Origin of the sequence: Promicromonospora alba, from assembly GCF_042654905.1 — a bacterium.
Taxonomy (GTDB): domain Bacteria; phylum Actinomycetota; class Actinomycetes; order Actinomycetales; family Cellulomonadaceae; genus Promicromonospora; species Promicromonospora alba.
Genome location: NZ_JBHSFI010000005.1, coordinates 704,844 through 724,601 on the forward strand (window position 1 = coordinate 704,844; position 19,758 = coordinate 724,601).

Below are 19,758 nucleotides of genomic sequence, written 5' to 3' on the forward strand. Positions count from 1 at the left end.
TTTGTGTCCCCACACCGACAGGAGGCCCCCTGATGACCAGGAGACGCATCACCCGCCCCACCGTTCTGATCGCCGCGCTCGCCACGGCGCTGCTCGCCCTCTCGCCCGTGGCCGGCTCGACCTCGCCGGCCGGCACGCGCGGTGCCCAGGGCGGTTACCCGGATCACGGCCCGAAGCCCACCATCGTCCTCGTGCACGGCGCGTTCGCCGACTCCAGCGGCTGGGAGGCGGTCGCGGACCGCCTCACCGACCGCGGTTATCCCGTCCTGGCGTTCTCCAACCCGCTGCGCGGCCCCGTGTCCGACGGCGAGTACCTGCGCCAGTTCCTCGACACCGTCCCCGGCCCGCTCGTGCTGGTCGGGCACTCCTACGGCGGCGCGGTCATCACCAACGCCGCGACCGGCGACCCCGACGTCAAGGCGCTCGTCTACGTCGCCGCCTACGCACCTGCCGAGGGCGAGAACGTGGCCACGGCCAACCAGCTCGGCGGCGGCCACACCGTCGTCACCGACCACCTGGTCCTGCGCCCCTACCCCGGGGCTCCGCCCAACGACGCCGACGCCTACATCGACCCCGCCTGGTTCCACCGGCTCTTCGCCCAGGACCTGCCCCGGGACCAGGCCCGCTTCATGGCTGCGAGCCAGCGCCCGGGCGCCCTCGGCGCCCTGCTGATCTCGTCCGGCCCGCCGGCCTGGGAAGAGATCCCCAGCTGGTACATCGTCGCCAACCAGGACCGGATCATCCCGCCAGAGGCCGAACGGGCGATGGCTGAACGCGCTGGGTCCACGACGGTACAGATCGACAGCTCGCACGTCGTCATGATGACCCAGCCCAGCGCCGTCGCCAGGGTCATTCTCGAAGCTGCACGGAGCTGACCCGACGGAGCTCCCGCCACATCTCTCGCGGCGCCTATCCCATCGGAGGCCGTCGCGAGAGATGTGAGCCCCAGCGGCGCTTGGCGATAGCCCCTAGGACGCCAGCCACTCCCGCGCGTTGCGGCCTGCCCTGGCGGAACCGACGCCGTCGTCGGCCGGGTTCATCTCTGCCCACACCGCGTCGAGGGAGAGCCCGAGGACCTCCGCGATCGCCGCGACCGTCGGGAAGGCGGGAGTAGCCACCCGACCCGACTCGATCTTCCGGAGGGTCTCCGGGGAGACGCGGGCGTCGAGCGCTACCTCGAGCATCGAGCGCTCGCCCCTCGCGCGACGCAAAAGAGCGCCGAGACGCTGTCCGCGCTCGACCTCCGCGGGTGTGAGCGGCAACCTGACCATGCTGCCGATCATAGTACCGGGATAGTATGGCCGGGATAGTTATTGGAAGACGTGCGAAGGGCACCACATGATCGAGATCTTGAACGCCACCGAACTGGTCCGGGCGAGGGGCGCGGGCGCCCTGGTCGGCACCATCCTGCAGACGATGCGCGAGCGGTCCGTGGTCGGCACGAACCTGCTGGACATCGACCGGTGGACCAAGGCGATGATCGTCGACGCCGGTGCGGAGTCCTGCTACGTCGACTACGCGCCGTCGTTCGGGCGCGGGCCCTTCGGCCACTACATCTGCACGGCCGTCAACGACGCCGTCCTCCACGGGATGCCGCACGACTACCGGCTCGCCGACGGCGACCTGCTGACCCTCGACCTCGCCGTCTCGCTGGACGGCATCGCCGCGGACTCCGCCATCAGCTTCGTCGTCGGCGACAGCCGGCCCGCCGAGAGCGTCGCCTTGATCGACACGACCGAGCGCGCGCTGCGGGCCGGGATAGCCGTCGCCCGCCCCGGAGCTCGCATCGGTGACATCTCCGACGCCATCGGCACGGTGCTCAGCGCGGACGGGTACCCGATCAACGTCGAGTTCGGCGGGCACGGCATCGGATCGACGATGCACCAGGACCCGCACGTCCCGAACACGGGCCGGCCCGGCCGCGGGTACAAGCTGCGGCCCGGGCTGCTGCTCGCGCTGGAGCCCTGGGTCATGTCGGACACCGACGAGCTGGTGACCGACGCCGACGGCTGGACCCTCCGCAGCGTGACGGGCTGCCGGACGGCGCACAGCGAGCACACCATCGCGATCACCGAGGACGGGGCGGAGATCCTCACGCTCCCGAGGCCGGCGTAGCGCCCTTCGCCGGTCGAGCCGCCTAGTTGGTCGAGCTTGTCGAGACCTTGGTGGGTCTCGACAAGCTCGACCAGCGGAGGTGGCTCGACCGACGACGCCCAGCTCCTAGTACGGGCAGGTGCTGCGGTACTCGCTGATCGTCGTGCTCGTGGACGGCGCCGGGCACAGGAACTGGTCGTAGCGCAGGTCGTCGTCGACGAAGCGCTTCAGCCAGGAGATGCTGTACTTGGCGATGGTCGTGTTGTCCGTGTTCGGCGCGAAGTGGCTGGCACCGCGCAGCTCCAGGTACGCCTTGTCGGCGCCGCTGGGGAGGGACTGGTAGAAGGGCTCCGCGTGCGAGCGGACGGAGGCGATCGAGTCGTTCTCCGCGCCGACGATCAGGGTCGGCGTGCTGACCTCCGGCCACGTCTTGTCCGTGTTCCACGGCGTGAGCGGGATCGCTGCCTGCAGCGACGGCCGGTCCTTGGCCGCCTCGAGCGATCCCCCGCCGCCCATCGAGTGGCCCATGACGGCCAGCCGGTCGGCGTCGATCCGGCTGCTGACCACGCTGCGCGTCGTCAGGTAGTCCAGCGCCCGCAGGAGCTGGTCACCGCGCGAGGACGGCTGGTCCGAGGTGGTGTTCGTGTCGATGGTGAAGACGACGAACCCCTGCGACGCGAGCCGCGGGCCGAGCCAGGCCATGCTCGACTGGCTGGCCGTGTAGCCGGGTGCGACCGCCACCGCCCCGAACGTGCCCTCGGCGGTGCTGGTCGGGTAGTAGATGGTGCCGCCACCGAAACCGGTGACGGCAAGACGCGAGACGCCCACGTCGGCGACAGCGAACGAACCACGGCGAGCCTCGATGCTCGCCACGGTCGGATCGGGACCACGTTCGTACGGGTTGTCGTCGGCGTGCGCTATCGGCATACCCACGACGGCGGTGCCGGCGAGCAGCAGCCCGGTCACGAGCGCTGCACCAGCCTTGCGGATCAGATGCCTCATGAATCGCCCCTTCGAGATCGGTGAGACAACTACTGACCGGACCGACGATAAAGTAGCTCTACCACTCGGTCAAGACATTCTGGAGATTGATGCACGGCGGTCGTTGACTAGGGTCGACCCGTGAACGAGCACGTGGACGGCCGCAAGCTGCGCTTCGAACATCGCCGTGGGGAGATCCTGCGTGCCGCGACCGAGCACGCGCTCGACCACGGCCTGGCCGGCCTGTCGCTGCGCAAGGTGGCCCAGACGGTCGGCGTCAGCCATGCGACGCTGGTGCACCACTTCACGACCAAGGACGACCTGGTCGCCGCGATCGTCGACCTGGTCCTCGCCCAGACGCTCGCACTGCCCGACCTGGTCGACGACGACCCGGAGCCGCTGGAGACCATCTGGCGACGGGCGACGTCGGACAAGGGGCGCCGCTACATCCGGCTCTTCACCGCGATCACCGGGCACGCCATGCACGACAACCCGAAGCTGCGCGACGCCGTGGCGCGGTCGATCCAGCAGCGGACGGCCCTGCTGGCCGCGGGCCTGGTGCGGCACGGCTGCCCGGAGCCGGAGGCCTCCGCGCTGGCGACGTCGCTGCTCTCGACGCTGCGCGGGCTGCTCGTCGACTTCCTGGTCACCGACGACGAGAAGCGCGTCCGGGCGGCGTTCGAGAACCTGGCCGCCGAGCTGGACCGACGCAGCGCCGGCTGGCAGCCGCCGGCCCAGCAACGCGTCTGATTCCGGGGCTTGACCTTGACCCGAGGTCAAGCTGGAGGCTCGCCGCATGAGCAACCTCAACGTGAACTCGCCCCGTCCGAACAGCGCCTCCTGGACCGGCATGGTCCCCGTCGACGACACGGCGCTGGCCGTCACCGACTCAGGCGGCCCCGGCATCCCCGTCGTCTACCTCAACGGCTCCTACGCCTCGCAGCGGCACTGGAAGCGCGTGGTCGCCGACCTAGGGTCGGGCTACCGGCACATCAGCTTCGACGAGCGGGCCCGCGGCCGGTCGAAGCTCTCCGCCGACTACTCGTTCGAGGCGTGCGTCCGCGACATCGACGCGGTCCTCGCGGCCCGGGGCGTCGAGAGCGCCCTGCTCGTGGGCTGGTCCTACGGTGCGCTGCTCGCGGTGCACTGGGCGAACCGGCACCCGGAGCGCACCCTGGGCGTGGTCGGTGTCGACGGCCCGTTCCCGGCCGGCTGGACCGACGAGGCCGGCCACGAGGAGATCCGCCGGGTGTTCCGGCGGATGAAGCCGATGTTGCCGCTGGCCCGCCGGCTGGGCATGGCGGGGCGGTTCTCGGCGGAGGTGCACGCCGAACTCGCCATCGAGGCCCACCAGCTGCACGCCGACCTCGTGCCGATCCTGACGGAACTGCCCGTGCCCGTGCGGTACGTCGTCGCCTCCGGGGAAGGGCTGGGCAGCCGCGACGACCTGCAGGACCAGATGCGCAAGACCCTCGACCCGCTGCTGCCCCTCAACGCGAACCTGCAGGTCAGCGCGAAGGTCTCCAGCAACCACGGCAGCATCCTGCGCAAGGACTCCCCCGCCGTCGCCGACGCCGTGCGCGAGCTCGCCGCCGCCCCGCGAGCGCGGGGCAGACTGGGGCGATGAGCGGGCGGACGGCGGGCGGCATCACCATCGGTCAGGCGGCGGCGTTCGCCGGGGTCACCATCAAGACCGTGCGGCACTACCACAAGCTGGGTCTGGTCGAGGAGCCGGGCCGGGACAGCTCCGGGTACCGCCGGTACGGGTCGGACGACCTGCTGCGGCTGGTCCAGGTGCGGACGCTGGCCGCGGCCGGCGTCCCGCTCGCCGACATCGGCACCCTGCTCGACGCCGACGCCGAGCGGTTCGCCGTGGCGCTCACCGACGTCGAGCAGCAGCTCACCGACCGGATCGAGGACCTGATCGCCCGGCGGGACACGCTGCACCGGCTCGCCGACGACCGGGCGCTGCTCCCCGACCGCGCCTGCGCGGTCCTCGACCGGATGCGCGAGCTCGGCTTCAGCCCCGACTACGTCGCGGGCCAGCGCGAGGCGCTGGTGCTGTTCCGGGCGCTGGTGCCGGAGGGTTTCGACAGCTTCGTGACCCAGCTCGAGCACCGGCTGGAGGACCCGGAGTTCGTCGACCTGACCCAGCGCAGCTGGGACGCGCTGTCGTGGGACCCGGACGACCCGCGGGTCGAGGAGCTGGCGTCCGCGCTCGCCGACAACCTGCTGGCCAAGCCCGAGCTGCTCGCGATGCCCGCGGGGTTCCGGGCCCAGCCCGACACCGCTACGCGGTACGGGATGGTCAACACCCACGGCCAGGAGGAGTGGCCGACGTCGGCCCGGCTCACCGCGCTCGTCGAGGCGAGGCTGCGCGCCGCGGGGGTGCGGGTACCCCACCAGTGACCGCCCGGACGGACGGGCGTCAGTCGTCGGGCATCGAGCGGCGGTCGCCCACCGGGCCGCCGGCGTGCGGAAAGGCGAGCGAGCCGGCGGCCACCCACCACTCCATGACGTCGTAGGCGAGCCGACCCGCCTGGACCGACGGGTCGGCATCGGAGAGCCGTGCGGCCTCGGCGGCGTCGCACGCGAAGATCGACATGCCGCGGTAGGACTCGTCGCTCTGACCGAAGAACGGACCGTTCGCAACGGCGGCGCCCCGCCGGGCCAGCTCGGCGCGGTACGCGAGGTGGCGCGTCTGGAGCGCGTCCAGCTCCTCGTCCGACATCTCCGGCGCGTCCGGCGGACGCCGCAGCACGACCACGGTGTAGACGTCGAACGCGTCGGGGATGTTCGGATCGCGCGGCATACGACCAGGCTACGACCGTGGCCCGCCGGGTGGCCCGGCGACCGGCCCGCCGACCAGTCCGGCGATCAGCCCTCGGTCTCCGGCGATACGGCGAGCCGCGTGTTCCACGGGTCCGCGAACCGGAGCGTCGCGCCGTCGTCGGCCGTCGGGATGCCGTGGAACCGGAGGCGGTCGGCGAGGGCTTCGACGTCGGACCGGGTGGGCACGAGGATCCGGACGTCGCCGAGGCCGAGCGTCGAGGCGCGCGGCGCCGCCCCCGCGCTGCGCCACGTGTTCATGCCGATGTGGTGGTGGTAGCCGCCTGCCGAGACGAACAGGGCGGAGTCCCCCAGCTGGGCGGTGACGTCGAACCCGAGCGTGTCGACGTAGAACTGTCGCGCCGACACGAGGTCGCCCACCTGCAGGTGCACGTGCCCGATGGCGGCGGACGGGCCGGCGTCGGACGCCTCCGGGTCGTGCCAGCGCCGCAGGAACTGGTTCGGGTCGAGGTACTCGCTGGCCATGGCGACGGTCCCGTCCGGGCGGACCGTCCACTCCTCGCGGGGGCGGTCGCGGTACAGCTCGACGCCGTTGCCCTCGGGGTCGGTGAAGTAGAACGCCTCGCTCACGAGGTGGTCGGCACTGCCGGTGTAGATCTCCGGCACGCGCTGCGCCATCGACGCGAGCGAAGCGGCAAGACGCCGCTCGTCCTCGAAGACGATCGCCGTGTGATAGAGCCCTGCGCCACGCGGGTCCGCGCCCGGCAGGTCCTTCTCCTGGCGGAGCACCATGATCGGCACGCCGCCCCGGCCCAGCGTCGCGTTCGCGCCCGACTGGTCGAGGACGTCGAGGGTCACCGCGTCCTGGTAGTACGCGGTCATGGCGTCGAGGTCGCGCACGAGCAGCTCCACGGTGTCCATCCGGGTGCCGTCGGGCGCCGTCCCCGCGGTGGCGACACTGCCCTGCCGCCACGCGGGGACGATGTTCTGCGTGCTCATGAGATCAGGGCGAGGCCGCCGCCCCAGGAGATCTTCTCGGCGCCGGCGAGGGTCATCTGCAGCAGGCCGACGGCCTCCAGCTCCCGGGCCCGCTTGAGCGAACCGGCGTCCAGCCCGCGCAGCCCGGCCGCGGTCACGAGCTCGACGAGCGTCTGCTTCGCGTCCGCGTCGTCGCCGGCGACGAGCACGGTCGTCGGCACGGAGCCGATCTCGCCGCTCGCGAGCGTGCCGCCGAAGTTCGTGTTGAACGCCTTGACGACCTTCGCGCCCGGGACGGCGTCCTGCAGCTGCTTCGCCGCCGAGGAGTCGGCCGGGACGACGAGGTCGTCAAAGGTGCTGAAGTCGACGGGGTTGGTGACGTCGACGAGGACCTTGCCGTCGAACGCGGTCGGGTACACCTCGACCAGGTCCGCGACGGCACCGTAGGGCACGGCCAGCACGACGACGTCGCCGGTCACCTCGTCGCCGACGGTGCCTGCCGTGCCGCCCAGCGGGCCGGCGACCGCACGCGCCTTCTCGACGTCGCGGGCGAGCACCTGGATGCCGGTCCCGCCCTTCGCCGCGATGCCCGCGACAACACTGCCGAAGTTTCCTGCTCCGATGACGGTGACCGTGGTCATGTGCGCTCCCAAAAATAGTTGTTCCTACAACCAACACTCCGAGTCTCGCACCGATTACTTGTCGCGTCAACCAAACGGTAGGATGGGCTGGTGAAGCGACGCGTACCCCGGATGAACGAGCAGGAGTCGGCGGCCTGGCTCGGCCTGACCACCGTCTTCAGCCTCCTGCCGGCCGCGCTGGACCGACAGCTCCAGCGCGACTCCGGGATGACGCACTTCGAGTTCGTGGTGCTCTCCCGGCTCCAGCTCAGCGACGGGCCGACGATGCGGATGACGGCGCTCGCCGAGGCCACCGTCTCCACCCTGCCCCGGCTGTCCCACGTCTGCGGGCGCCTGGAGAAGCGCGGGCTCATCACCCGCGCCCCCTGCCCCGAGGACCGCCGTGCCACCAACGTGGGCCTGACGAGCGCCGGCCGACGCGAGCTGATCCGCTCGGTCCCCGGGCACATCGCGACAGCGCGGCGGCTGGTCATCGACGCGCTCACGCCCGAGCAGCTCGACGCCCTGGCGGAGATCACGGGCACGATCGCGGCCCGCCTCGCGGAGGAGCCGCCGGAGGGCACGCCTGCGGCGCAGCCCACCGCCGTCGAGCCCCGTCGTCGAACGTAGGAATGGTCGCTCTGTCAGCCCTCTGAGTGCGACCACACCTACGCTCGGCCGGCGAAAGGGCGACGAAGCCTACGTTCGGCCGGATCGAGCGACCAGGCCTACGTTCGCCGACACGCAACCTCCCCTAGGCTCGCGTCGTGGGGAACAGGCAGCCGCTCGGGCGGGCGTTGAGGAACGTCATCATCGCGAACGTCAGCTCCAGCCTCGGGGACGGCATCGCCAGGGTGGCGGCTCCCCTGCTGGCGGCTCGGCTGACCGACGACCCGCTGCTCGTCTCCGGGATCGCGGCCGTGGCGATGCTGCCGTGGCTGATCTTCTCGATCCCCGCCGGGATCCTGCTGGACCGGATCGACCGGCGGCGCGCCATGACGCTCGCCAACGGCGTCCGGACGCTGCTCGCGGTCCTCATGCTGACGCTCTTCGCCACGGACCAGCTCACGATCTGGTGGCTCTACGGCGTCGTGTTCGCGTACGGGGCGTTCGAGACGGTCTACGACGGCGCGCTCCGCGCCGTCCTGCCGTCCATCGCCGCCAAGCAGGACCTGCCGCGCGCCAACTCGCGGGTCGAGGCCGGGGAGATCGTCGTCCAGCAGTTCCTGTCCGGGCCGCTCACCTCGGCCTTGTTCGCGGTCTCCGTGGTGGTGCCGCTCGGGATCAACGTGCTGACCTATGCGGTGGCGAGCGTCATGGCGGTGTTCCTGCCGCTCGCCGCGGCAGGCAGGCACCACACCGACCCGAGCGGCGTGCCGCACGTCGCCTGGTACCGGCAGTTCACCGATGGCTTCCGGTACATCGCGGGCAACCCGATGCTGCGGAGGCTCTGGCTGATCAGCGTGGTGATAGCCCTGTGCTTCTCGGCCGCCACGGCCACGATGGTGCTCTACGTGCTGAACCAGCTCCGCCTGCCGGAGGCCTGGTACGGGGCGTTCATCCTGGCCGGTGCGGTGGGCTCGCTCGGCGCGGCGTCGATCGCCAACCGGCTCAAGGAGCGGTTCGGGGCCGGACCGGTGATGGCCGTCGCCCAGACCCTCTCGCTCGCGGCGCTGGTCCTGATGGGCGCGGTCCCCGTGCTCGGCGTCGTCGCATTCGGCTTCTTCTTGTCGGCAGGCGGCACGACGGCGTGGAACATCCTCGTCATGTCGCTGCGCCAGGCCGCGATCCCGAGCCGCCTGCTCGGCCGGGTCCACGGCACGTGGCGCACCCTGCTCTGGGGCACCATGCCGCTGGGCTCGCTGCTGGGCGGGCTGCTCGGCCGGATCGACCTGCGGGCGCCGTTCCTGATCGCGGGCGGCATCGCGACGGTGGTCGCGCTCGTGTCGTTCCGGTTCCTGTCCAGGCTGCCCAACCCGGAGGAGCTGGAGGACGCCGACGGGCCGGCCGCCTGAGGCCGTCCCGCCGGGCCTTCCCGGCAGCGCCCGAGCGCCCCTGCGTCAGCCGTGCTTACCGGGCCTGCCCGCTCGGGCGCCCCAGAGGATGAGCACCACTCCGACGACCGCGAGGATCGGGCCGACGACCGCCCACAGCGTCACGCCCGTCATCGCGCTACCGGCGAGGTAGCCGAGTCCCTGGAGGGCGAAGACGGCACCCATGAGGACGAGGACGGCACCGAGCACCATCAGAGCTGACTTCACGACTGCCTCCGAGCTGAGTTGTGGTGAGAGGGCGTGCAGTGGGCGTACCTGCCGGTCAGCCCATCGAGAACAGCGGCCCCGTGACGGTCAGGCCCGGATCCTGGCTGAACGCCCAGAAGAACGCCAGCGCAGCACCCGCGAGCGCCACGTCCTTGTTGAACTGGACCATCTCCGTCTGCTTGGCCGTCGGGTCGGTCTCGCGCCAGAACCCGTGCATGAGGAACGCCGTCGGGACGAGGAAGACGAAGAGGAGCAGCGCGCCCAGGTCACCCCAGACGCCGAGCAGGACGGACAGGCCGCCGAGCACCATCATCACCCCGCTGGCGAGGGTCGCCGGTCTGGCCATCTTGACGCCCCTGGACGCCGCGTAGCCGGCCATGGCGTCCGTCTGCGTCAGGTGGCCGAAGGCGCTTCCCAGGAAGAGGGCCACGAAGAGCACCCGGCCGATCAGTAGTACGACATCCATTGTCGCCTCCGGTAGAGGACCTACAGTCGATCACGCTTTCTCCACACTTTATGACCCGACCGGCTCTGGCGTCGAGGGCGGCGCGGTCACAGTTTCCTGAGCTCGGCCCGACGCCGGCGAGGTGCGAGCGCCTCCCTTGCGCAGCGACCCCCAGAGCACACCCCCGATCACCAGTGCCGCGCCGAGCGCGGTCGCGACCTCGATGTGCTCGCCCAGCAGCACCGCCGATGCGCTGAGTCCCACCACGGGGACCAGCATCGAGAACGGCGCGACGACGCCCGCGGGGTGCCGGGCCATCAGCCACGTCCAGATCCCGGATCCGACGAGCGTCCCGATCAGCACCGTGTAGGCCAGCCCGACCAGCGCCGGGACCATGTGCGGTCCGGGGACGAACGCCGCGGCGATCGCGTCCGGACCCTCCACGACCAGGGACAGCGCGAGCATCGGCACGGGCGGCACCACCGACATCCACAGCGTGAGGTGCAGCGGGTTCGCCGCCCTGGCGCGCGCGTTGGACACGTTGCCGATCGCCCAGCCGAACCCGCCGGCCAGCACCAGCAGGAACGGTGCGAACGCGGCGGCCTGCGCCTGGGACCAGCCGACCACCGCCAGCCCCAGCGTCGCCACGCCGAGCCCGACCAGCTGCCGCGCGGTCACCCGGTCCCGGAACGCGACCGCGCCGAGCAGCACGGTGAACGGCGCCGACGACTGCAGCACGAGCGAAGCCAGCCCCGTCGGCATGCCGACGGCCATCCCCCAGTACAGGAACAGGAACTGCAGCGTGCCGAAGCCGATGCCGTACCCGAGCAGCCAGCGCACCGGCACCTGCGGCCGCGGCACGAGGAGCAGGGTCGGGACGGCGATGATCGCGAACCGGAGCGCGACGAGCAGGAACGGCGGGAACTGCCCGAGCGAGGCGTCGATCGCGATGAAGTTGAGGCCCCACATCACCGCGACGGACGCGGCGAGCAGGCGGTGGGAGATCGGCATGGCCCGAGTGTGTGCGGCGACGGTTCTGAAGGACAAGCGAAAGTTTCTACAGGTCCTTGTAGGTTGCCTTCATGAACCCTCGCCACCTCGACCTGCTCCGCGAGCTCGCCGACCGGCACTCCGTGACCGCGGTCGCAGAGGCGACCCATCGGACGCCGTCGGCCGTGTCCCAGCAGCTGCGCACCGCGCAGCGCGAGCTGGGCGGGATCCCGCTGGTGGAGCCGCACGGCCGGGGCGTGCGGCTCACCGAGGCGGGCAGGCTCCTGGCCGACGGCGGCCGCGACCTCGCGCGGACGATCGCCCAGGTGCAGGCCCGATGGGACGCGTACCTGGGATCGGCGTCCGGCACCGTGCGCCTGGCAGCGCTGCCGAGCGCGGCGGCGGTCCTGCTGCCCGAGGTCCTGAGCCGGCTCGCGGACACGCCGGTCAGCCTCGAGTGCACCGACGTCGACATCGCCGAGTCGGAGTATCCGGGGATGGTGGCCGACCACGACATCGTCGTCGGCCACAGCTTTACCGGGCCCGTGCCCGCGGGCGCGGAGCACCTGGTCACCGCGGCGCTGCTGCGCGAACCGCTCGACATCGCCATGCGGGCCGACCACACGCTGGCGACCAAGGCGCGGGTCACGGCCCAGGACCTGGTGCTCCACGAGTGGTACGGGGTGCCGCTCGGTTACCCGTTCGACGACCTGCGCATCGCCGTCGAGACGGTGACCGGCACTCCCGTCCGGGTGGTCCAGCGGCTCCGCGACAACCGGCTGGTCGAGGCGCTCGTCGCGTCGGGCGACCGCGTGGCAGTGCTCCCCCGGTACAGCACCACGCCCGGCGCGGGCATAGTCCTGCGGCCGGTGCACGGGATGGACGCCGCGCGGTGGATCGTCGCGATCCTGCGACCGGACCGGGCCGAACGGCTAGCGGTCAGGACGGTGCTGGACGCGCTGCGTGCGGTGGGCCGGGAGGTCGTCGGCTAGCGGCCGGGCAGCTCCACCGTCCGCAGGGTCGCCTCGTCCTCGAAGCACCAGCCCCAGGCCTCGCCCGGCTCGATCGAGCGCATCAGCGGGTGACCGGTCTCCTGGAAGTGTCCGGTCGCGTGCTTGGCCGGCGAGGAGTCGCAGCAGCCCACCTGCCCGCACACGAGGCAGCTGCGCAGGTGCACCCACGTGCCACCGTGCGCCAGGCACTCGGGGCAACCCTCACGGCTGGCGGGCTCCAGGACGGCAACCTGGTCCAGGTGCGTACACACATCACTCATCGCTTGGCTCCTCGCTGTGTCCTGCCGGCTCTGCTCCCCTGATCCTAGGCATGTACGGGCCGACGTCGGCGCGAGCAAGCTCAGGAAGCCAGCGGGTCGCCCGTGGGCGGCGTGTCGCCGCGGTCCGTCGCGCGGTCCAGCGTCCGGTCGGGGAGCCAGACCGTGAACGTGCTGCCGCTCGTGCCGTGGTCGGTGTGCCGCAGGTGCCCGTCGTGGCTCTCGGCGACCTGGCGGGCGATCGCCAGGCCGAGGCCCGAGCCGTCCGGCCGGTCCGCGTGCCCGCCCGCCGACCCGGCGCCGTCGCCGTCCTCTCCCCGGTAGAACCGGTCGAAGATCCGGTCCCGCGCCTCGGCCGGCACCCCCGGCCCTTCGTCGGCCACGGCGATCCAGGCCCAGCCCTGCCGGCTCCCCACGCCCACGGTGATCGCGCTGCCCACCGGCGCGAGCCGCACCGCGTTGGACAGCAGGTTGTCGACCGCCCGGCCCAGCGCGTTCGCGTCGCCGTACGCGACCGGGCCGGAGTGGGTCCGCTCGACGATCGACACGCCCCGCCGCTCGGCGACCGCGCGGTTGTCGCGGACGGCGCCCTCGGCCAGCGCGGCGAGGTCGACCTCCCGGTCCACGAAGGCCTCCGAGCGGAACCGCGCGGTGGCCAGCAGGTCCTCCAGCAGCCGGGACATGCGGCTCGTCGCGCCCAGGACGACGGCGGTCGCCTCCGCCCGCTGCGCCCGGTCGGCCTGCTCGTTGCCGAGCACCGCCTCGACGTTCGCCTGCACCACCATCACCGGGTTGCGCAGCTCGTGGGACACGTCCTCGATGAGCCTGCGTTCCGCGGTGAACGCCCGGTCCAGGCGGTCGAGCATGCCGTCGATCGTGTCGGCGAGGGTGCGCAGCTCGTCCCGCGGCCCGGTGGCGCCGATCCGCCGGGACAGGTCGGTCGCGCCGATCTCCTGGGCGGTGCGGGTGATGGCCTCGACCGGCCGCAGCGCCCGCCCGGAGACCCACCAGCCGACGGCCACGCTGAGCAGGAACATCACCGCGAGCGCCACCGCCGAGTAGTCCCGCAGCGTCTGCAGGGCGGTGAAGTTCACCGCGTGCTGGACCGTGTCGAGGTCGGCCGCCTGGAACTGTTCGCCGGGCTTGTACGCGATGCTGCCGTCGGACTTCTTCTCGAACCGTTTGACGGTGACGGGGTCGAGCGGCGCGGCGACGATGGTCTGCGACAGCGCGAAGTAGACGCCCGCGAGGATCAGTGCGGTGATGCCGAAGAGCGTCGCGGAGTAGGTCAGGGCGAGCCGCATCCGCACGGTGCGGGCCCACCCGGACAGCCCCGGGAGGGTCATGCGGGGACGCCCTCGACGGGGCCGTCCACGCTGGCCGGAAGCTCGCGGAGGCGGTACCCGCGGCCGATGACGGTCTCCAGCGCGGGGTCCTCGCCGTCGAGCGTGAGCTTGCGCCGCAGGGTGCCGACGGTGACGCGGACGGTCTGGGTGAAGGGGTCGGCGTTCTCGTCCCACACGTGCTCGAGCAGCTCCTCGGCGGGCACCACGTAGGCGGGCCGGTTCATCAGGTAGCGCAGGACGGCGAACTCCTTGCGGGTCAGCACGAGCTCGCGCGTGCCGCGCCAGGCGAGCTGCCGGGCGGCGTCGAGCCGGATGGGGCCGTGCACGAGGACCGCGGCGGCCTCGCGCGCCTCGCGGCGCAGCAGGGCGCGGATGCGGGCGGAGAGCTCGATGATCGCGAACGGCTTGACCAGGTAGTCGTCGGCGCCGACGTCGAGGCCGGTCACCCGGTCGGTCAGGCGGCCGCGTGCGGTCAGCATGAGGATGCGCGGCGGGTCGCCGTCGGCGAGCGGCACCTGGCCGCCGCGGATGGCGCGGGTCAGGTCGAAGCCCGTCCCGTCGGGGAGGGTGATGTCGAGCAGGACGACGTCGTACGGGTTGAGGCCGAGCTTCTCCCTCGCCTCGGCGACGGTGCGCGCCTGGTCGACGGCGTAGCCCTCCCGGCGCAGTGCCACCTGCAGGGCACTCACCAGACCCGCCTCGTCCTCCACGATCAGCAGCCGCACACCAGCACCGTAGCCGCCCGGCGGCGGCTCTGACAGGCCCTGCCGGTCCCTCCTTTCGGTCGGCTTTCGCTCGGGTTTCCCGCAGTTTTCTCCCCGGTCGGGTGGAGTCGATGCCATGGACGAGCCCATGGACCAGCGCAGACCCGCCACCCAGGACATCCCCTCCGTCGCGACGCACCCGCCGCTCCGCCCGGCCGCCGCCCTGCTCGAACGGGCGCTGATCGAGGTCAAACGAGTGATCGTGGGGCAGGACCACATGGTCGAACGGATCATGGTGGGCCTCCTCTCCCGCGGCCACGTGCTGCTGGAGGGCGTGCCCGGCGTCGCCAAGACGCTCGCGGTGCGCACCCTCGCGACCGTGGCGGGGGGCTCGTTCGCCCGCCTGCAGTTCACGCCGGACCTGATGCCGTCCGACATCGTCGGCACCCGCGTCTGGAAGCCGTCGCGGGAGGACTTCGACGTCGAGCTCGGCCCCGTGTTCGCCAACCTGGTCCTCGCCGACGAGATCAACCGCGCGCCCGCCAAGGTGCAGTCGGCCCTGCTGGAGGCGATGGCGGAGGGCCAGGTCAGCATCGGCGGGCGCACCTATGCGCTACCCGACCCGTTCCTCGTCCTGGCCACCCAGAACCCGATAGAGAGCGACGGCGTCTACGCCCTGCCTGAGGCGCAGCGCGACCGGTTCCTGCTCAAGGTCGACGTCGACCACGCCGACGAGCTGGAGGAGCTGACGATCGTACAGCGCATGAGCGCCGCACCCCCGCGTGCGGAACCGCTGCTCGACCCGGCGATGGTCCGCCAGCTCCAGCGCGAGGCGGACCAGGTGTTCGTGCACCACGCCGTCGCGCAGTACGCGGTCGCGGTAGTGATGGCCACCCGTAAGCCGCACCAGTACGGGCTGCACAACCTCGACGGCGTGCTGGAGTACGGCGTCAGCGCGCGCGGCAGCCTCGGGCTGATCGCCGCCGGACGGTCGCTGGCCCTCATGCGCGGACGCGACTACGTGCTGCCGGCGGACCTCGTCGACCTGGCGGGCGACACCCTCGCCCACCGGCTCGTGCTCACGTTCGACGCGGCCGCCGACGGCGTCGACCCGCGCACCGTCATCGACGCCGTCCTGGCCGCCGTGCCACAGCCGCGCGTGGCACCCGCCGAGGAGGAGGTGGTCGTGCGATGAGCGACCCGGCGCGGGACGATCCCGCGCGCAACGGCCCTGCCCGCAACGAGCCGGCGGGCCGGTTCCGCCGGCTCGAGCTCACCGTCCGGCGCCGCGTCGACGGGCTGCTGCAGGGCGACGCCGACGGGCACGCGCTCGGTCCCGGCTCGGACCCGGAGGAGCTGACCCAGTACCAGCCGGGGCAGGACGTGCGCCGGATCGACTGGAACGTCACCGCCCGCACGGGCGACCCGCACCTGTGGCGCACACGCGCCCAGCACGAGCTGGACACCTGGCTCCTCGTGGACCGCAGCCCCAGCATGGCGTTCGGCACCGCCCGGACCGAGAAGGTGGACGTCGCCGAGCAGGTGGCGGCCGCGGTCGGCCTGCTCACGAACGGGCCGGGCAACCGCGTGGGCATCGGCCTGATCGACGAGGCGGGCCTGCACTGGATCTCGCCGCGCCCCGGACGCGCCGCCGCGGCAGCGCTGACCCGCCTCGACGCGGCAGCCCGCCAGGGCAGCCCCGCGGTCTCCCTGTCGGACGCCCTGCGCGGGCTCGGCGCCCGGGCCCGGCGCCGCGGGCTGTGCGTGGTCGTCACCGACCTGGTGTCGCCCGACGGCGCGATCGAGCGGCCCTTCGAGTGGGAGGGACCGCTCCGGCGGCTGACCGCCCGGCACGACGTGATAGTCGTCGAGGTCGACGACCCGCGCGAGCGCGAGCTGCCCGACGTCGGCGAGGTGGTGCTCCTCGACCCCGAGACCGGGGCACAGCGCGAGGTGTCGACGTCGGACCCCGAGCTGCGCATCGCGTACGCCATGGTCACCGCCCTGCATCGCGACGAGACGGCAGCGGCCGTCCGCGCCGCCCGCGCCGAACACCTGCGCGTGAGCACCGACGACGACTGGGCGGCTGTGCTCGCCCGGTTCGTCAAGGACCGCCGTCGCGCCCCCGCCCGCCGTCACCGGAGGACACCGTGACCTTCACCGACCCCCTCTTCCTGCTCGCCCTCGTACCCGTCGCCGCGCTCGCGCTCGCGTACGTCCTGCTGCGGCGGCGCCGCACCCGCTACGCCGTCCGCTTCGCGACCCTGCCGATGCTCGACCGGGTAGCACCTACCCGCCCGCGCTGGCGCCGGCACCTCGCGACCGGCCTCGTCCTGCTCGCGCTCGGCGCGTTCGCCACCGCGGCCGCCGGGCCGGAGATGCGGCTCCGCGTGCCGTACGAGCGCGCGACGGTCATCGTCGCCATCGACGTGTCCGGCTCGATGGAGGCGCAGGACGTCCCGCCCGACCGGCTGACCGCCGCCAAGGGGGCCGCGGTGCAGTTCGTCCGCGAGCTGCCCGAGACGGTCCAGGTGGGCGTCGTCGCGTTCGCCGAGGAGGCCGAGCTGGTCGCCCCCGTCACCGCCGACCGCGCCCTCGTCGAGAGCTCCATCCAGAACCTGGAGTCCGACGGCGGCACCGCCATCGGCGAGGCGGTGTTCGCCTCGGCCGCCGAGGTGGTCCGGCAGGCCGCCACCAGCGGCACGACGGCGGACGGCGACGCGGCGCCGGACGGCGACGCGGCGTCGGACGGCGACGCGGCCGACCCGATCCCCGCCCGGCTGGTCCTGCTCTCCGACGGCTTCAACACCGCCGGCCGCAGCCCCGCCAGCTCGGTACAGGCGGCCCTCGACGCCGAGATGCCCGTCTCGACGATCGCCTACGGCACGCCCGGCGGCGTCATCGGCAGCGGCACCCGCACGCAGTCGGCGCCCGCCGACGACGAGACCCTGCGCATGCTCGCCGAGGAGACCACCGGCCACTTCTACCGCGCCGAGAGCGGCGCCGAGCTGGACCAGGTGTACGAGGACATCGGCTCGGCCATCGGCTGGCGCACCGAGACCACGCTCGTCACGACGCCCCTGGTCCTGATCGGCCTGGCGCTCGCCCTCACCGCCACCGCCCTGTCCCTGCGCTGGTTCTCCCGGTTGGTCTGACACCGTTCGAAGGAGCGTTCCCTTGCAGAACTCCGACCCGCTGCTCAATGGTTCTCCTACCGGTTCGCCCGTCGGCGGCCCACCCGCTGGCCTCGGCCGGCCCGCCGGCCCACGCCACTTCGTCGTCGGCGAGCCCGTCGCACCGGCACCGCCCGCGCCGGAGCCGGTGCGTTCCCGGCTGCTGCCGACGACCGGCCCCCTTGCGCCGTCCGCGTTCACGCCGGCCGCGCCGCCGGGTCCCGGGCGGGCGTTCGGCCTGCCTCCCGGCCCGGCGGCTCCCGAACCCGAGGCCCCGCACGCCGCGCCACCCCGCCGTCCGCGGGTCCTACTGACGCTGGCTACCGCGCTCGCCCTGGGCGCGCTGCTGGGCTCTGCCACGACGGGCCTGGTCACCGGCCTGAGCCTCGCACCGGAAGAGATCGCGGCACCCGCGGTGATGGACCAGGGCACCGGCACGACGACCACCGCGAGCGCCGCCCAGCGGGCGCTGCCGAGCGTCGTCCAGGTGCGGGCGGGTTCGCGCGGCGGGTCGGGCGTCATCATCGACGCGAGCCACGTGGTCACCAACGGTCACGTGGTCGTCGGCAGCGAGACGGTAGAGCTGCTGCTCGACGACGGGAGCTCCGTCACGGGCCGGGTGCTCGGCGCCGACGAGCGCAACGACATAGCAGTGGTCGAGGCCGACCTCGGCGGGGCTCGTGCGGCGGCCCTGGGCCGCAGCGCCGGGCTGCAGATCGGCCAGCCGGTCATCGCCGTCGGGTCGCCGCTCGGGCTGACGGGCAGCGTCACGGCAGGGGTGGTCAGCGCCGTCGACCGCAGCTCCGGCGACTACCCCGGGCCGATGATCCAGACCGACGCGTCGATCAACCAGGGAAACTCGGGCGGCCCCCTGGTCGACCTGAGCGGCCAGGTGGTCGGCATCAACACGGCGATCGCGACGGTCGGCAGCTCGGGCAACATCGGCATCGGGTTCGCCGTGCCGATCGACCGTGCTGCCGACGTCGCGGAGCGCATCATCGCCGGGGCCTGACCCGGTCCGGGCGCCGGGCGGGCGCCGGCCGGCGCCGGCCGGGCGCCGGCCCGCTCAGGTGAACAGGCCGCTGTAGGCGTTCAGGGCCGGCTGGCCGCCCAGGTGCGCGTACAGGACCGTCGACTCGTTCGGGATGTCGCCGCTCGCGACGAGGTCGATCAGGCCCGCCATGGACTTGCCCTCGTAGACCGGGTCGATGATGACGCCCTCGAGCCGGCCGGTGAGCCGGATCGCGTCGAGCGTCGACTCGACGGGGATCCCGTACTTGTCGCCGGCCCAGCCGGGCAGCACGGTGATCTCGTCGTCGCGCAGCGGCCGCCCGACGCCGATCAGCTCGGCCGTGGCACGCGCGATCCGGGCCACCTGGTCGCGCGTGTCCTCGAGCTTCGCGCTCGCGTCGATCCCGATCACCCGGCGGGGCCGGCCGCCGGCCTCCTCCAGCGCGGCGAACCCGGCGATCATCCCCGCGTGGGTGGACCCGGTGACCGCGCAGACGACGATGGTGTCGAAGAAGACGCCCAGCTCGCGCTCCTGCTGCTCGACCTCGTACGCCCAGTGCGCGAACCCGAGGCCGCCGAGCCGGTGGTCGGACGCGCCGGCCGGGATCGCGTACGGCGTGCCCCCGCGCTCCTTGACCTCGTCGATCGCGCGGGTCCAGGAGTCCTTGAACCCGATGCCGAAGCCCGCCGGGTCGAGCCGGACCTCCGCCCCCATGATCCGGCTCAGCATGATGTTGCCCACCCGGTCGGCGACGGAGTCGGGCCAGTCGACCCAGTTCTCCTGCACCAGCACGGCCTTGAGCCCCAGCGACGCGGCCACCGCGGCGACCTGACGCGTGTGGTTCGACTGGTAGCCCCCGATCGAGACCAGCGTGTCCGCACCCTGCGCGAGGGCGTCCGGGACGATGTACTCCAGCTTGCGGGTCTTGTTGCCGCCGTAGGCGAGGCCCGCGTTGCAGTCCTCGCGCTTGGCCCACACCGACGCTCCCCCGAGGTGGGCGCTCAGGCGCGGCAGCGGGTGGACGGGGCTCGGCCCGAAGGTGAGCGGGTGGCGGGGGAAGTCGGACAGGGCCATGGTTACTCCTCGTTGACGAG

Annotated in this window: 24 protein-coding genes; 12 read left to right on the top strand and 12 right to left on the bottom strand. The window is 72.6% G+C overall.

The window, feature by feature from the left end; genetic code table 11:
- Window positions 1-32: 32 nt before the first annotated feature.
- The gene (locus ACFO6V_RS18085; RefSeq protein ID WP_377137603.1) at window positions 33-875 is read left to right on the top strand and encodes an alpha/beta fold hydrolase; all 843 of its coding nucleotides are present in this window, start codon (window positions 33-35) and stop codon (window positions 873-875) included.
- A 93-nt stretch (window positions 876-968) separates the two neighbouring features.
- On the opposite strand, the gene ACFO6V_RS18090 is transcribed toward ACFO6V_RS18085, so the two are convergent.
- Window positions 969-1,271, bottom strand: coding sequence for a helix-turn-helix transcriptional regulator (locus ACFO6V_RS18090; RefSeq protein WP_357447364.1), 303 nt, complete (start codon window positions 1,269-1,271; stop codon window positions 969-971).
- 67 nt (window positions 1,272-1,338) lie between these two features.
- Here ACFO6V_RS18090 and map point away from each other — a divergent pair, with 67 nt between their 5' ends.
- Window positions 1,339-2,115, top strand: coding sequence for a type I methionyl aminopeptidase (map, locus tag ACFO6V_RS18095; RefSeq protein ID WP_377137606.1), 777 nt, complete (start codon window positions 1,339-1,341; stop codon window positions 2,113-2,115).
- 105 nt (window positions 2,116-2,220) lie between these two features.
- Here map and bdeA read toward each other — a convergent pair whose 3' ends face one another.
- Window positions 2,221-3,096 (bottom strand): bis(hydroxyethyl) terephthalate hydrolase, encoded by an 876-nt coding sequence (gene bdeA / locus ACFO6V_RS18100; RefSeq protein WP_377137608.1) that lies wholly within the window; start codon window positions 3,094-3,096, stop codon window positions 2,221-2,223.
- Between the two features lie 120 nt (window positions 3,097-3,216).
- Here bdeA and ACFO6V_RS18105 point away from each other — a divergent pair, with 120 nt between their 5' ends.
- Genes ACFO6V_RS18105 through ACFO6V_RS18115 form a run of 3 tightly spaced genes read left to right on the top strand, consistent with a single transcriptional unit; the run spans window position 3,217 to window position 5,484 of the window.
- On the top strand, window positions 3,217-3,825 hold the full coding sequence (locus ACFO6V_RS18105) for a TetR/AcrR family transcriptional regulator (RefSeq protein ID WP_377137610.1): 609 nt from the start codon (window positions 3,217-3,219) through the stop codon (window positions 3,823-3,825).
- A 46-nt stretch (window positions 3,826-3,871) separates the two neighbouring features.
- Entirely contained in the window at window positions 3,872-4,702 is an 831-nt protein-coding gene (locus tag ACFO6V_RS18110) for an alpha/beta fold hydrolase (RefSeq protein WP_377137612.1), read from the top strand.
- A complete protein-coding gene (locus ACFO6V_RS18115; RefSeq protein WP_377137614.1) occupies window positions 4,699-5,484 on the top strand; it encodes a MerR family transcriptional regulator in 786 nt (261 codons plus the stop codon). The genes ACFO6V_RS18110 and ACFO6V_RS18115 overlap by 4 nt, the downstream gene beginning before the upstream one ends.
- A gap of 19 nt (window positions 5,485-5,503) precedes the next feature.
- Here ACFO6V_RS18115 and ACFO6V_RS18120 read toward each other — a convergent pair whose 3' ends face one another.
- From ACFO6V_RS18120 to ACFO6V_RS18130, 3 genes are all read right to left on the bottom strand, one after another.
- Window positions 5,504-5,887 carry a YciI family protein gene (locus ACFO6V_RS18120; protein WP_377137616.1) on the bottom strand — a complete coding sequence of 128 codons (384 nt, stop codon included), beginning with the start codon at window positions 5,885-5,887 and terminating at the stop codon, window positions 5,504-5,506.
- Window positions 5,888-5,952: 65 nt separating this feature from the next.
- Window positions 5,953-6,864 carry a VOC family protein gene (locus ACFO6V_RS18125; RefSeq protein ID WP_377137618.1) on the bottom strand — a complete coding sequence of 304 codons (912 nt, stop codon included), beginning with the start codon at window positions 6,862-6,864 and terminating at the stop codon, window positions 5,953-5,955.
- Window positions 6,861-7,484, bottom strand: a complete 624-nt coding sequence (locus ACFO6V_RS18130) for an NADPH-dependent F420 reductase (protein ID WP_377137620.1) — start codon at window positions 7,482-7,484, stop codon at window positions 6,861-6,863. Before ACFO6V_RS18130 ends, ACFO6V_RS18125 begins: the two co-directional genes overlap by 4 nt.
- 90 nt (window positions 7,485-7,574) lie before the next feature.
- Between ACFO6V_RS18130 and ACFO6V_RS18135 the strand changes: the two genes are divergently transcribed.
- Both ACFO6V_RS18135 and ACFO6V_RS18140 read left to right on the top strand, forming a co-directional pair.
- The gene (locus ACFO6V_RS18135; protein ID WP_377137622.1) at window positions 7,575-8,093 is read left to right on the top strand and encodes a MarR family winged helix-turn-helix transcriptional regulator; all 519 of its coding nucleotides are present in this window, start codon (window positions 7,575-7,577) and stop codon (window positions 8,091-8,093) included.
- 137 nt (window positions 8,094-8,230) lie between these two features.
- On the top strand, window positions 8,231-9,478 hold the full coding sequence (locus ACFO6V_RS18140) for an MFS transporter (RefSeq protein ID WP_377137624.1): 1,248 nt from the start codon (window positions 8,231-8,233) through the stop codon (window positions 9,476-9,478).
- Between the two features lie 45 nt (window positions 9,479-9,523).
- On the opposite strand, the gene ACFO6V_RS18145 is transcribed toward ACFO6V_RS18140, so the two are convergent.
- From ACFO6V_RS18145 to ACFO6V_RS18155, 3 genes are read right to left on the bottom strand one after another with little or no spacing between them, the layout of a single operon-like run.
- On the bottom strand, window positions 9,524-9,724 hold the full coding sequence (locus ACFO6V_RS18145; protein ID WP_377137626.1) for a hypothetical protein: 201 nt from the start codon (window positions 9,722-9,724) through the stop codon (window positions 9,524-9,526).
- Between the two features lie 55 nt (window positions 9,725-9,779).
- Complete coding sequence (locus ACFO6V_RS18150; RefSeq protein WP_377137628.1) at window positions 9,780-10,190, bottom strand: DoxX family protein; 411 nt, start codon at window positions 10,188-10,190, stop codon at window positions 9,780-9,782.
- 48 nt (window positions 10,191-10,238) lie between these two features.
- Window positions 10,239-11,180 carry an EamA family transporter gene (locus ACFO6V_RS18155; RefSeq protein ID WP_377137630.1) on the bottom strand — a complete coding sequence of 314 codons (942 nt, stop codon included), beginning with the start codon at window positions 11,178-11,180 and terminating at the stop codon, window positions 10,239-10,241.
- Between the two features lie 71 nt (window positions 11,181-11,251).
- On the opposite strand from ACFO6V_RS18155, the gene ACFO6V_RS18160 reads away from it, so the two are divergent.
- Window positions 11,252-12,151, top strand: coding sequence for a LysR family transcriptional regulator (locus ACFO6V_RS18160; protein WP_377137632.1), 900 nt, complete (start codon window positions 11,252-11,254; stop codon window positions 12,149-12,151).
- On the opposite strand, the gene ACFO6V_RS18165 is transcribed toward ACFO6V_RS18160, so the two are convergent.
- From ACFO6V_RS18165 to ACFO6V_RS18175, 3 genes are all read right to left on the bottom strand, one after another.
- Window positions 12,148-12,432: a UBP-type zinc finger domain-containing protein gene (locus ACFO6V_RS18165; RefSeq protein WP_377137634.1), complete on the bottom strand. Its 285-nt coding sequence runs from the start codon at window positions 12,430-12,432 to the stop codon at window positions 12,148-12,150. The genes ACFO6V_RS18160 and ACFO6V_RS18165 overlap by 4 nt on opposite strands.
- A gap of 80 nt (window positions 12,433-12,512) precedes the next feature.
- Window positions 12,513-13,775: a sensor histidine kinase gene (locus ACFO6V_RS18170; RefSeq protein ID WP_377137636.1), complete on the bottom strand. Its 1,263-nt coding sequence runs from the start codon at window positions 13,773-13,775 to the stop codon at window positions 12,513-12,515.
- Entirely contained in the window at window positions 13,772-14,500 is a 729-nt protein-coding gene (locus tag ACFO6V_RS18175) for a response regulator transcription factor (RefSeq protein ID WP_377137638.1), read from the bottom strand. The genes ACFO6V_RS18170 and ACFO6V_RS18175 overlap by 4 nt, the downstream gene beginning before the upstream one ends.
- Before the next feature lie 115 nt (window positions 14,501-14,615).
- On the opposite strand from ACFO6V_RS18175, the gene ACFO6V_RS18180 reads away from it, so the two are divergent.
- From ACFO6V_RS18180 to ACFO6V_RS18195, 4 genes are read left to right on the top strand one after another with little or no spacing between them, the layout of a single operon-like run.
- Complete coding sequence (locus ACFO6V_RS18180) at window positions 14,616-15,674, top strand: AAA family ATPase (RefSeq protein WP_377137640.1); 1,059 nt, start codon at window positions 14,616-14,618, stop codon at window positions 15,672-15,674.
- Window positions 15,671-16,633, top strand: coding sequence for a DUF58 domain-containing protein (locus ACFO6V_RS18185; protein WP_377137642.1), 963 nt, complete (start codon window positions 15,671-15,673; stop codon window positions 16,631-16,633). Before ACFO6V_RS18180 ends, ACFO6V_RS18185 begins: the two co-directional genes overlap by 4 nt.
- A complete protein-coding gene (locus tag ACFO6V_RS18190) occupies window positions 16,630-17,634 on the top strand; it encodes a VWA domain-containing protein (RefSeq protein ID WP_377137644.1) in 1,005 nt (334 codons plus the stop codon). Before ACFO6V_RS18185 ends, ACFO6V_RS18190 begins: the two co-directional genes overlap by 4 nt.
- Window positions 17,635-17,656: 22 nt before the next feature.
- Entirely contained in the window at window positions 17,657-18,664 is a 1,008-nt protein-coding gene (locus tag ACFO6V_RS18195; RefSeq protein ID WP_377137646.1) for a S1C family serine protease, read from the top strand.
- 54 nt (window positions 18,665-18,718) lie between these two features.
- On the opposite strand, the gene ACFO6V_RS18200 is transcribed toward ACFO6V_RS18195, so the two are convergent.
- A complete protein-coding gene (locus ACFO6V_RS18200) occupies window positions 18,719-19,738 on the bottom strand; it encodes a 1-aminocyclopropane-1-carboxylate deaminase (protein ID WP_377137648.1) in 1,020 nt (339 codons plus the stop codon).
- Window positions 19,739-19,758 lie beyond the last annotated feature (20 nt).